General features: G+C 43.1%; 12 protein-coding genes and 1 pseudogene. 9 read left to right on the forward strand and 4 right to left on the reverse strand.

Annotated elements, in window-relative coordinates:
- Positions 1–7 precede the first annotated feature (7 nt).
- On the reverse strand, positions 8–472 hold the full coding sequence (gene sufU, locus AC2VE5_RS00480; protein WP_486885817.1) for a Fe-S cluster assembly sulfur transfer protein SufU: 465 nt from the start codon (positions 470–472) through the stop codon (positions 8–10).
- Positions 473–1097: 625 nt separating this feature from the next.
- On the opposite strand from sufU, the gene mazE reads away from it, so the two are divergent.
- A complete protein-coding gene (gene mazE / locus AC2VE5_RS00485; protein ID WP_486885818.1) occupies positions 1098–1334 on the forward strand; it encodes a type II toxin-antitoxin system MazE family antitoxin in 237 nt (78 codons plus the stop codon).
- 37 nt (positions 1335–1371) lie between these two features.
- Positions 1372–1653: a type II toxin-antitoxin system PemK/MazF family toxin gene (locus AC2VE5_RS00490; protein ID WP_486885819.1), complete on the forward strand. Its 282-nt coding sequence runs from the start codon at positions 1372–1374 to the stop codon at positions 1651–1653.
- 124 nt (positions 1654–1777) lie between these two features.
- On the opposite strand, the gene AC2VE5_RS00495 is transcribed toward AC2VE5_RS00490, so the two are convergent.
- Positions 1778–2422, reverse strand: a complete 645-nt coding sequence (locus tag AC2VE5_RS00495; RefSeq protein WP_486885820.1) for a cytochrome b N-terminal domain-containing protein — start codon at positions 2420–2422, stop codon at positions 1778–1780.
- A gap of 89 nt (positions 2423–2511) precedes the next feature.
- A complete protein-coding gene (locus AC2VE5_RS00500) occupies positions 2512–3207 on the reverse strand; it encodes an esterase/lipase family protein (RefSeq protein WP_486885821.1) in 696 nt (231 codons plus the stop codon).
- A gap of 53 nt (positions 3208–3260) precedes the next feature.
- Between AC2VE5_RS00500 and AC2VE5_RS00505 the strand changes: the two genes are divergently transcribed.
- From AC2VE5_RS00505 to AC2VE5_RS00530, 6 genes and pseudogenes are all read left to right on the forward strand, one after another.
- On the forward strand, positions 3261–3983 hold the full coding sequence (locus AC2VE5_RS00505; RefSeq protein WP_486885822.1) for a precorrin-2 C(20)-methyltransferase: 723 nt from the start codon (positions 3261–3263) through the stop codon (positions 3981–3983).
- Positions 3984–4112: 129 nt separating this feature from the next.
- Positions 4113–5570, forward strand: coding sequence for a hypothetical protein (locus AC2VE5_RS00510; protein WP_486885823.1), 1458 nt, complete (start codon positions 4113–4115; stop codon positions 5568–5570).
- A gap of 46 nt (positions 5571–5616) precedes the next feature.
- Complete coding sequence (gene rfbB / locus AC2VE5_RS00515) at positions 5617–6633, forward strand: dTDP-glucose 4,6-dehydratase (RefSeq protein WP_486885824.1); 1017 nt, start codon at positions 5617–5619, stop codon at positions 6631–6633.
- 114 nt (positions 6634–6747) lie between these two features.
- Positions 6748–8271 carry a tetratricopeptide repeat protein gene (locus AC2VE5_RS00520; protein ID WP_486885825.1) on the forward strand — a complete coding sequence of 508 codons (1524 nt, stop codon included), beginning with the start codon at positions 6748–6750 and terminating at the stop codon, positions 8269–8271.
- A gap of 178 nt (positions 8272–8449) precedes the next feature.
- Positions 8450–9148 (forward strand): response regulator transcription factor, encoded by a 699-nt coding sequence (locus tag AC2VE5_RS00525; RefSeq protein WP_486885826.1) that lies wholly within the window; start codon positions 8450–8452, stop codon positions 9146–9148.
- Between the two features lie 146 nt (positions 9149–9294).
- Positions 9295–10384 (forward strand): annotated as a pseudogene (locus tag AC2VE5_RS00530) (hypothetical protein).
- Positions 10385–10588: 204 nt separating this feature from the next.
- On the opposite strand, the gene AC2VE5_RS00535 reads toward AC2VE5_RS00530, so the two are convergent.
- The gene (locus AC2VE5_RS00535) at positions 10589–11245 is read right to left on the reverse strand and encodes a DUF3120 domain-containing protein (protein ID WP_486885901.1); all 657 of its coding nucleotides are present in this window, start codon (positions 11243–11245) and stop codon (positions 10589–10591) included.
- 272 nt (positions 11246–11517) lie between these two features.
- On the opposite strand from AC2VE5_RS00535, the gene AC2VE5_RS00540 reads away from it, so the two are divergent.
- A complete protein-coding gene (locus tag AC2VE5_RS00540; RefSeq protein ID WP_486885827.1) occupies positions 11518–12468 on the forward strand; it encodes an undecaprenyl-diphosphate phosphatase in 951 nt (316 codons plus the stop codon).
- Positions 12469–12487: the final 19 nt, after the last annotated feature.

The raw sequence follows: 12487 nt of genomic DNA on the forward strand, positions 1-12487 counted from the left end.
ACTTAATTTACTCGCTTTCGTTGCTAATAGCTTCTGCTTGGTCGTTTTCCAAAGCAGCTTTGATTGTATGCCAAGAGAGATTAGCACACTTAATTCTGACAGGAAATTGAGCTACGCCTTGCATAACATTTAGTTTCCTTAATTCTTTGGGAAACTCGTCTTCACCTTTCATCATGCCTTGAAAGCGTTTCACCATTGCCAAAGCTTCGTCTATTTGTTTACCGCGTAAAGCATCTGCCATCAAGTCTGCTGAAGCCATAGCGATCGCACACCCTTCGCCTTCAAACTTTACATCCTCAATTACGTCGCCCGTCTCGTTTAGCTGTACGGTTAGTTCAATCGTATCGCCACAAGAAGGGTTATGTCCGCGTTGCTGGCGGTGGATGGGGCTTGTTTGCCCTTTATGGCGCGGTTTTTTGTAGTGTTCTAAAATTACCTGCTGATATAAATCGCGGACATTGCTTAAAGCCATAAGTTAAAACATCGAGCCATTATTTTATTACTTTCTTTTATCCTATCAGTCCCCTAATTTTCTGCCTCGTAAGCGTATCAATAAATCCAATGGTACAGGTAAAATAAGTATAATAAATTACATTACTTATGAGCTAATTACTGATTAAGCTTATTAATGCGTTTGAATTATATAAGGATATCCTACTAAAGTAAGTAAGCTTTTCAAAATTCGTGTAGAAGAACAGAGAGCAAAAAGTGGTTATAGAGAAGTATCAATCAGAGTCCCTTCAAGTATCAGAGTTTGGGCTTTTGTATTTTGGGTACAACATTATGTAACAACTGCGATTGGAGTCATCAGTCCAAATGGTGCTTATCATTATTGTCACTCGCAATCTCACCTCTTGAGACAATCCAAAGCAACTACTCAATCTCAACTAGAACCTTAAAGACAGCAATTAAAATCTCGTCATTTTTACTGTTCCTAGAAGACTCTGCTCAACCTTGAATTGGAATAATGCCCAACTCTACCATTAGCGAACTACAACTTTTTCACAGAGCGATCGCTCTACAGGATAGCTGCTACAGGTATGCTTAAAGTGCCATAGGTTTTAGTAGGATAAAAATATCCTATAGCAGAAATTTATATGAAGCAAAAGATAGCTATAACTTTGGACGAGCAATTAGTCGCGTTCCTTGACTTGCAAGCTGGGGGTAATCGCAGTGAGTATTTGAACCAATTACTTGTACAAGAACGCAAACGCACCATTGAAGCTCAATTAATTAAGGCGCTTCAAGAGGACTGCTCCGATCCTGACTATTTAGCGGAGATTCAAGTTTGGGATGCTGCGATCGCCGATGGGTTAGAAAATACCGAAGGGTAGACTTACTTATCGTAGAGGAGAAATTTACTGGGTAGAAATGAATCCGACAGTAAGAGCAGAAGTACAAAAGACCCGTTCCTGCTTAATCCTCCAAAATAATACGATGAATCAGTATGGAGAAGTAACCATTTTCTTACCATTTCGCCCTGGCAGCAAGCAAGCTCCTTATGCTGTTAATGTGCAAGCTTCCCCAGAAAATGGTCTAGATCGAGATCGGTTTCTAGATGTGGGTCAGATCCGCGCAGTCAGTTGTCAGAGATTGCTAACTAGGGCTGGAACGTTGGAAAATGAGTATTGGCAGCAGATCAGCAAGCCTTAAATATTGTTTTAGGGTTTGATTAGCGATCGCACGTCAGGAAAATTTGAGCTTGATTGACAAGCATCCTTTGTATTGGTCGCCATTTATCTTAATTGGAGATGCCCGTTAGGTGTAACTTTGCCCGCTATCTTACGTTAAATTCAGCTTCTTTGGATGCTGGTAATTCTGGTGCAGGAGCAATCTCTCCTTTCATCTCTTTCTCTTGCTTCAATATGCTCCACAAATGGACTACCGATAGCAATATTGCTCCAGCCGATAGTAAGTAGCTATGAATAGTGTAAAGATGCTCTACGGTGGTTGTATTTAAAGCCCCGCCACCAACTAATATATCTCTCAGCGTCGAACCAATTAGCGGAATTGCCTCAATAGTGCTTAATTCAATCCGAAAGCGCCAGTAACCTTCTTGACTCCAATCTAAAATAATTGCCGTCCAAGCAAGACCAATCGATGTCAATATCAACAAAATACCGCTCACCCAAGCCGTTAACCAGCTAGAGCGAAATTGTCTACCAAGAAACATTACTATCATTTGGATTAAGCTCACGCCTATGAGTAAGGTTCCCGCTTGGTCATGAAGCGTGTGAATTAATAAACCATTGGTAACTTCTGTATCAATCCACTTGAGCGATTGATAAGCACCGCCTGCAGCTGGTTCGTAGTAAAAAGATAGCAATATTCCCGTAATTGCCGCGATCGCACTTAAAGTTACAATCGCTACTGATAATATAGTGGCTGTCCGCCGCAATCTGAAATCGTAAGTAGAAATCATATTTAAGGGGGCGATTTTGCTAAATGTATAGTTTTGTTTACAATTTTAACGCGATCGCCAATTTGTGTATCTCATACCAAAGGACAAACTTAACTCAAATAAGACACCCAAGCGGGTAAAACTGTTGGAGATCCATACCAAAGTCCCGACGAGCGCGGCGAGTGAAAAACATTTTCAATAACTATATTTTCCGCCCCCTCCAAGTGAGCCGCCACAATGGGCGTAATCCCGTCTCCCCAAGTATTTCCCACGCCGCAAGTTTGCTGATAGCTACTGTAAGCCAGCCATTTACCTGAAAAGTACTCGCCAAAAATAGTTTTTCCCGCTACGCAAATGTAGCGGACGCTAGGATAAAAAGCGCCGGGATAGTTGTTATTCACAAAGTCCAAATTCCACCGCGTCCACCGCTCTTGACTAACGTGCGGCGTACCAAGAGTAACTAAATTAGCAACATAAGGATAAGCATGACAAAGAGCTTGAGACTGGATTTCTTTGCGCCCTAAATAAGGTTTTTCTCCTAAATAAATTCGGGAAATCCAACCTCCTGCCGAATGACCAATTAAATTAATTTGTCCGGTATCCGATTGTTCCAAAGCCAGCTTTACCGTGGAATCGAGTTGCTGCAAAATCGGCGTTACAGGTCGTCCCCCCAAAGTAGGCAGCCAATCGCGGCGGCGTAATGGTACGGTGGATGTGAGAAAACCGAGTTGCTGTAAAGCTTGTTGCAATGGCAAATAAGCGATCGCACTTTCCAAGTATCCAGGCAAAATAACTGTAGGCAACATTAGGTTTAAGCTCGAAAATATGCCAATAATAAAAATTTCAGACTACTATTATCGTGAAAATTGGCACTTTATACGGAATTAGCGTCGGTACGGGCGATCCAGAATTAATTACAGTTAAGGGGCTAAAAATTCTCCAAACAGCTAAAGTAGTTGCTTTTCCGGCAGGAATAAAAGGTAAACTCGGCATCGCTCAACAAATTGTAGCGCCTTGGATGAACCATAATCAGCAGCAACTAGCCTTAAATTTTCCTTACGTGCAAGAGCAGGCAGTGCTAAAATCTGCGTGGCAAAACGCCGCCGAGCAAGTTTGGCAGTATTTGCAACAGGGAGAAGATGTTGCTTTTGTCTGTGAAGGAGATGTAAGTTTTTACAGCACTTTTAGTTACCTGGCACAAACCTTGCAGCAAATTCATCCTGAATCTTTAGTACAATCAATTCCTGGAGTTTGTTCGCCCATGGCAGCCGCCTCAGTATTGGGATTGCCGTTAACAATAGCCTCAGAAAAATTAGTAGTTTTGCCAGCAATATATCAAATCAAAGAACTAGAAGCCGTACTAGACTGGGCAGATGTAGTCGTGCTAATGAAAGTTGCTTCCGTATACGAACAAGTATGGCAAATCTTAAACCAACGTAATTTACTAGAACGCAGCCGAGTTGTCGAACGAGCCACTCAACCAGAAATGGTAATTTATAATAGCTTACGCGATCGCCCAAATTTGCAGTTGCCCTACTTTTCGATTTTAATTGTGCAAGTCACAAGTCGAGGTAATTACTAAATTTTCTTAATTTGCGATCGCTAACGCAAGTATATTGTTGCTGATTAAAATAGGATGGTTTTACCCTCCAATCATTCTTTTTCCGCCCGAAAATTAAGTTAAAAAACGCTCACAACTCAAAAATATTTTATGTCTGACGCTGCTAACAAAAAACTACTATCTACAACTGGTGTAGCTGTACTAGCCTCCCTAGGCATTCATGGATTACTATGGGTGATTTTGCCCGGATTAACCATCGACTCCCAAGCTAATGAACCGCCATCCCAAAGAACTATCGGGCTTGTAGACTTGTCCCCCCAAGAGCAAAGCCGTCTCCCCCAAGTTTCTACTCCCCTAGACAACACGCTACCGCCTTTTGCTTCGCAACTAACCGAGTTGCCACCATTACCGCCCGCACCACCTTATCAAACAAGCGTAATGCCACCATTGCAACTACCGCCGGGTAGTGCGCCCATTTACAACACTCCTCCCACTCAAAATTCTGCACCTCCACAAGTTTATCAAGGACCTGTACCACCACCACCACCAACTACCTCCTTTGCCATACCTTCAGGAAACCAACCTAATTCTTACCCAGTAGGTTCTACCCCTCAAGCACCTATCCCTCAAGCACCACCTTTTGTTGTACCACCAAATAACGGCTTGCCAGATACGCCTTTGACTCCCGATCGCACTTTACCCTCTGATGACACTATCGCAACCGCTACGCCGCCCCCACAAACGCAACAACCTACTTCAACCACTCCCGCAAACCCACCAATAGCAGCCAACAAACTGCCAGAAAAAGGCAAACAAGAGTTATTAGCAATGCGCGATAGTATGAGGAATAATGTTCCTTCAAGGGCGGCTACTACACCACAAAATACTCATTCTATGAGCCGTCAAGAAATTGCCGCCGCACTGAGAGGGCGCTCTAGCCAAGCAACACCATCACCAAATACTCGCTCCATGAGCCGTCAAGAAATAGCTGCTGCTTTAAGGGGACAAACCCGCAATCCATCTTACGAACCATCAGAGGAAACAAAAACCGCCCTTGATAACTTAGATAAATTTAAACAACAACAAGCAATAGTCCAAGCTCAAAACCCCGATGCAAGTACAAAACAAATTCGCAGTAAACTAACAACTTGCGATCGCTCTTTAGATGGTGATTACGCAGTGGTGGGTGTAGTAGTTAACCCAGAGGGTAAAAGACTATCTGAACCTAATTTGATTATCAAAAATGGCAAGCCAGATGTTGTGCAAGCGCAAAATTACGTGAAAAATTACGAGTTTGCTAAAACTGGCAAAACTACTAATTACAATTTTCGGCTTGAGTTTGATTACCTTGCTAGTAAATGCGCCCAAGCAAAGCCAACTCCTACGCCCACATCTTCGCCAACAACAAGCACTCCTGAATCTACACCTTTGCCAGCGACAACTAGCACTCCTACGCCCACATCTTCGCCAGCAACTAGCACTCCTGAATCTACACCGACACCTTCCCCAGAGAGTACGCAACAGCCTACTCCCTCCCCCGAATCAACAACCACGCCTTTGAGCGCCCCTCCAGCAAGCAACTCTCAAAGACCTAAAGATGCCTTTTGAAATAGCTGAATTAATGAATAACAAACTTTAGAGAGGCTAAAAATAAATGCGTCGGTTATTGGTAACTGGCGGGGCGGGGGTTATTGGCACAAATTTTTTGCATTATTGGGGCGCTGCTTATCCGTGCGATCGCATTGTTGTATTAGACGCGCTTACTTACGCAGGAAACTTGCAGAATTTGCAAGCTTTGCAGCAAAACCCTAATTTTTCCTTTGTGCGGGGAGATATATGCGATCGCGCTCTTGTAGACAAGTTACTAATATCAGAAAATATTGAGTTCGTCGTTCACTTTGCGGCGGAGTCTCATGTCGATCGCTCTATACTTCAACCTGCGGCTTTTATTCAAACCAATTTAGTCGGAACTTTTACCTTATTAGAGGCTTTCCATCAATACTTAGAAACGGCAAAAGTTATAAATGAGCCTCTATTTTTGCATATTTCTACCGATGAAGTTTATGGTAGCTTGAGCCTTGCTGAGCCTGCTTTTACTGAAACTACTCCTTATGCTCCAAATAGTCCTTATTCTGCTTCTAAAGCTGGCAGCGATCACTTAGTACGTGCTTATTTTCACACCTACGGCTTGCCAACAATTGTTACTAATTGCTCTAATAATTATGGTGCGTTTCAGTTCCCAGAAAAGTTAATTCCTTTAATTTGTATCAATATTTTGCAGGGTAAAAGTCTGCCTATTTATGGTGATGGACAAAATATCCGCGATTGGCTTTATGTAGGCGATAATTGTACGGCAATAGATGCGGTAATTGAGCGCGGTAAGCCTGGCGAAACTTACAACATTGGTGGCAATAATGAGATTACAAATATCGATTTAGTTAACAAAATATGTACATTAATGGATGAATTGGCTACGATACCTGTACATCCTAGTAATAAATTAATTACCTACGTTCAAGATAGACCAGGACACGATTTTAGATATGCAATTAATGCAAGTAAAATCAAAAATCAACTAGGTTGGACAGCTACAACAACTATGGAAGACGGTTTGCGTCGTACTGTCCAATGGTATCTCACCCATCGTCATTGGTGGGAAGCATTGTTATAAAATAGTTAGGTGCAATTTTCGCAATCAATTTTGCCTAAGCACCTTGCTTGGCTAACAAAATCGCTACCACAGATTGCTGAGATATAGTAGGTACTACTACAACAAGCGCCAATTATGGAGCCATCTTATCTCGAACGAGGCAAAGAACAAGCGCATCAAGGAGATTATCGAGGTGCGATCGCAACTTTTAGCCGAGCCATTGCTTTCGATCCTTATTTAGCCGATGCTTATTATCGTCGAGGACTAGCTTACTTAAAACTAGGCTTTGTCCACGAGGCAGTTTTTGATTACACCGCCGCACTCAATTGCGATCGCGAACGGATGGAGTTTTACTACGCTCGTGCTTTTGGGCGCTTGGAGTTGAAAAATCTCCCTGGTGCTTTGGCAGATATCCAAGCCGCAATTAGCCGCAATTTTAATTATGCTCCCGCTCATCAACTAAAAGGGATAATCGAAGAAAAGTTAACGATGACTCAAGCAGCCGTCGCTAGTTTTAAGCAAGCTGCAAAATTATATTTGCCAGCAAAAGACACCGATAATTGCCGTATTTGCCTGCAAAAGATTGAAAAATTGCAATTTTCGGCACTGAAAGCCCCGCAATTGCCGCCACAACAACCGATAATGTTGTCTCAAGAGCAATTATTAGCTCAGATTCTCCAGCAGGCGGAAATGGGAGATTGCGCGGGAGCGCTGCAAGCATTAGATTGGGCAATCAAGGTAGATGACAAAGACGCGCAAGTATATTGTTGTCGGGGGGTGGTGAAAAGTAAAATGGGCGACAAGCAAGGAGCGATCGCTGATTTTAGCCACGCTTTGCAACAAAATCCTGATAATGCGATCGCGCTTCGCAACCGAGGTAAACTGCGCTTGCAAATTAGCGATTTTTGGGGAGCGAGTGCCGATCTCGATCGAGCCTTACAAATCGATCCTCAAGATGCGATGAGTTATGTAGGGCGAGGTGAGGTTTGCAGTGCGATGGGCAATTATCAAGATGCGATTATTGATTTTTCTCAAGCGATAAAAATTAAACCCGATTACCCCGAAGCCTATTTAAGTCGCGCTCAAGCTTACGCCCATCAAGAAGAATTGTCAAAAGCGATTAGCGATCGCCAAACCGCCGCCAGCCAATTTAGCGCCAAACAAGACTGGGATAACTACAATAAAACCCTCGCTCAATTAAAACAATTTCAGTCGCGTAGCTTTCGAGAAAATGCCAGTAATTCAGGTAACTTTGCTTTTCTACAAACTTACGAGCCGCAACTAGCAAACCTAGCAACTTTAGCCGAGCAGTATTACACCAAAGATCCTATTACTTGTTTAATGAAATTGCGGCAATTTGGCGAACTATTAGCTCAATTAGTTGCCAAAAAAGTTGGGTTATACGCAATTCCTAATGAACCCCAACTAGATTTGCTCAATCGCCTTCATAATACGGGTTATCTTCCCGACGATATTCATAGAATATTTCAGGAAATTCGCCGAGTTGGCAATCAAGCCGCCCACGATTATACAGGCGAACACCCCATTGCTTTAAGACATCTTAAATATGCAAGAGAATTAGCTATCTGGTATTGTCGTAGTTTTGGTGGCGATAACTTTTTTGCTCCAGATCCTTTTATCCCACCACCCGATCCTTAGAAGATTTTTCAAAAGGGATGGTGTGTAAATTGTAAGATAAAGGCGCTCCTCCTAAATTTATAAAAAGAGGGATATAAAGCATGAACTACCAACAAAAAGACTTTTTAAACACCCACGCGATCGCAACTACCTGCAAACTTTCGTTAAATTAAAAAATATCCTAGAGGAAACCTAATTAATGTCGTCAGCACAACTATTATTGGTAGATGATGAGCCGGGATTGCGCGAAGCTGTCAAAGATTATTTGACCGAAAGCGGCTTTAGCGTCCAAGTAGCTAGTAATGCTCGTGAAGGCTGGGAGTTGATGCAACAAAATACCCCAGACTTGGTAATTTCCGACATTATGATGCCGCAAGTAGATGGCTACCAGTTTCTCAAGCAATTACGCGACGATCCTCGGTTTAAAGCCCTTCCGGTGATATTTTTAACCGCTAAAGGCATGACAGGCGATCGCATTCAAGGTTATCAAGCGCGGTGCGATGCGTATTTATCTAAGCCTTTCGATCCTGACGAATTGGTAGCTATTGTCGAAAACTTGCTAGAGCGCCGCGTAGTCGCAAATTCCACCGCAACTGAAAATGGCGAGATCCCAGATATTGCCGATTTAGCTAATCAAATAGCCCAGATTAAAGCAATTTTGACTCAAAAAAGTGCGATCGTTCAAACTCCAACACCGTTTAAAATTGACCTCACACCCAGAGAACAAAGCGTGTTGGATTTAGTTACAACGGGACTAATGAATAAAGAAATTGCCCGCCGCTTGCAAACTAGCGTCCGCAATGTCGAAAAGTACGTCAGCCGTTTATTTAGTAAAACTGGGACAAATAGCCGCACAGAATTAGTGCGTTTCGCTCTAGAACACGGACTTGCCAAGTAGGGATCTTGGCGGAGCTAATCTAAATCGTGTTAACGTTGAGCAAGCTGTTTGCGGGACTCTGGTGCGATTTCCGAACCCAGTCTCTGAAGCTGTCCTAGCTAGTCGTGCTGCCATTCCCCAAACAGTCTAGTTAATAAATTTGAGAAATTGTGGTTAGCTGGAATAGTCGCTTAGAGCAGGTAGCGCGAGAAGATTTGGTTATGTTTATTAATGCGTGCCTATCCTGCACGGGGCAAAAAGAGTTTTATGATCATGCTTACGGGCAGCAAGTATCGATAGACTTTTTGCATGACTATATTCTCGGCAATTATCGCTTGTTGTACGCGCGCACTCTGGCGGCGGGGATTAATCATTTTAATCAGTCGCAAATTATCCTCAAGCTTTTGGCGACGGGAAAAGATACCCTCCCCGAACATAAAGCAGAAGAAGGAGCGCTGATTGCTGCTACGCTCAAAGCTTTACCACCCCAACGAGCTTGGAAAGTATTAGCACAACTACGTCAAAAACGTATCAACAATCGCCGCAGTCGAGCGATCGCCCGCGACTACCTCTGTCAAAAACGAGATGTCAGTTTTGATGCCGTCAAGTATCGCTCAAAAGTTCGAGCCATTGCTATTCACGCTCACTTACAGCTACCAGGGGAACTCGGTACTTTTTTGTTTCGCCATTGGCAAAAGCAAGTTTACAAAACTGAGCTATTAGAGAAATTTAGACAAGCGCACTACCAAGCAGAGGCAATTTACGAATTCAGGTGAAAAACGCCGCCGTCCTCTTGGGGTAGCTTTAGCGGCTCATTACTTTTTAAAAGCTGCTGCCTCTAAGTATCGGGCTTTTTGGTCTGCACCTATAGAAACGCCTTTATTACTCAACCCTCGCGGACAAACCGATCTAGCTACGCCGCTTTTGGATGCTTTAGAATGGGGTGCGCAATTGGTAGTAATTGTCTCTGATGGTTTGGAGAACAATCCACCTTGCGGAGCCGCCGAGGTGTTGCGGGTGTACCGGAGCAAACTAGATCCAAAATTAACGACATCGATTGTCCATTGCAACCCAGTATTTAATGCTGATGACTTCTCCCTAAAAACTTTAAGCTCCGTAATTCCCACCGTGGGAATGCGAGAGGCGGAAAATTTGCCCACAATGCTCAGTTTTGCTGGGTTTGCTGAAGGTATCGCTCCACTTTCCGAGTTAGAAACTTATCTTGCTGCTCGCGTTCAACTTATACTGAAATCCTAAATATGAAGACTTTATCTACCGTTTGGAGCAAGCTGGTTTTGGCTATTTAATCAACAATCAAGTCCACGAAGCTGCACGGGCAAAGACACGCAAGCAAAAAAGAAAGTAAATTCCTCAGTAATAACACTACGTGCAAAAATTTCTTAGTCGGCTTCAGCTTACTTTAGCTGGTAGCCTAGGATTTCAATCCTAGGCGGGTAATTATTATGCAGCGATCGCCGCAACTAAAAATAAGCTATCGACCAAAATCGTACTCAATACTGCTCCCCCAAACGCCCACCAGTGCAATTGCTTAGAAAGTAAAGGCAGCGTTCCACATACTAGCAATACTGTAGCGAGAATTATTGCTAAACCTTGTCCCCAAGGCGTTTGAACTTGCCCTAAAGCACTGTGCAAAATTGTGGGAGTTAGTTCTGGCTCTTGCATAATTTGCCGCCAGTAAGGAATCAAATCTACTAAATAAAAATATATATCTGTTAATACTGTTCCTAATAAAGAACCCAGATAAAAATAATTGCCTACCTTACCCCAGCCGCGCTTGAGACAGACGATCGCAAAAGGCAATGCGATCGCTTCTACAGGCAAGTGTAACAACGGTTCCCAGCGCATCCAGCCCCAGTAGACTGAACCTGCAAGCCAACTCCAACTAAAACCTAGTAATAAGTCTCCCCAAATGTAAGTTTTGGGTTTGTTCATCAACTTATAACTCAGCCATAGCCACCCCGCCGTTAGTACCAAACTCAACCACGGCAGCACTCTCACTAGCGGCGCTTCCACAAATACTGGCACGGTTACAAAAAAAACCGCCGCTCCAAAAATTAACCAGGCTTGCCGAAAACCAACTTGCCAAGAAATATTTATATTGCTAACTCTCGGCGGCTCGGCAGTTGCCAGCGCGGAAGTCGCGATGCTGTAAGGGGGCAATGTTTGGTTAACCAAGGTACTATATGAATATTATTTACTTAACTTAATCTTACTTAACGATATCACAAGATCGATCCCCTGGGGGGGCATATTAATAATACCTTAATTATTATGGAATACCGAGAAATAGAAAGCTAAAAGAGTTTGACGGAGGTTGGCAAAAGTGTCAATTTAAGGAGAAACTGCGATCGCACAACAACAAACAAATTATGATTTCAGCAAAATATCGATTTTTAGCCCTTTGTAGTGCTGTGACAGCTAGTGCAGCAACTTTGCCAGTGCAAGTATTTGGTCAAACAACACCAGTAACAACCTCCGCACAGCCGAATATTTTTCAAGCAATTATTCTTGGTATGGTGCAAGGACTTACAGAATTTTTGCCGATTAGCAGTACCGCTCACCTCAAAGTAATCCCCGTATTATTAGGCTGGGGAGATCCGGGGGTAGCCTTTACCGCCGTAATTCAGTTGGGAAGTATAGCTGCTGTGTTGTGGTATTTCTGGAGCGATCTAACTCAAATTACGATCGGGGCATTTACGGCAATTAAGCAAAAAAATTATAAATCCTACGACTTGCGCCTAGCTATCGGCATTGCGCTGGGAACCTTACCAATAGTATTTTTTGGACTATTAATAAAAAACTTCATTCCAGACTTTGATAATTCACCTATACGGAGTTTAGGGGCGATCGCTACTGCCTCTATAATAATGTCGCTGCTTTTAGGATTAGCAGAGCAAATAGGCAAGCGTAAACGTAACTTTGAAAAGCTAAACATTACCGATGGCATTTTGATGGGGCTTGCTCAAGCTATAGCTCTCATTCCTGGCGTATCGCGCTCTGGTTCAACTCTTACTGCTGGGTTGTTTATGGGCTTAGAAAGAGCCGCCGCCGCTCGATTTTCCTTTTTACTTGGCATACCAGCAATTACTTTAGCAGGACTTGTCGAACTAAAAGGAGCAATAGACGTAGGAATAAGCAACGATGGCATAGTTACAATGGTTGTGGGCGTAATTTCCGCCGCCATATTTTCTTATTTAGCGATCGCTTGGTTACTGCGTTTTTTACAAACTCAAAACACTTGGGTATTTGTTTGGTACAGACTAGCTTTTGGGATTGCAATTCTAATTGCGATCGCAACTAACCTATTGCCAAATAGTTAAAAGCCGCGCCGCCTCAAAG

Source organism: Aliterella sp. E5.1, from assembly GCF_057473825.1.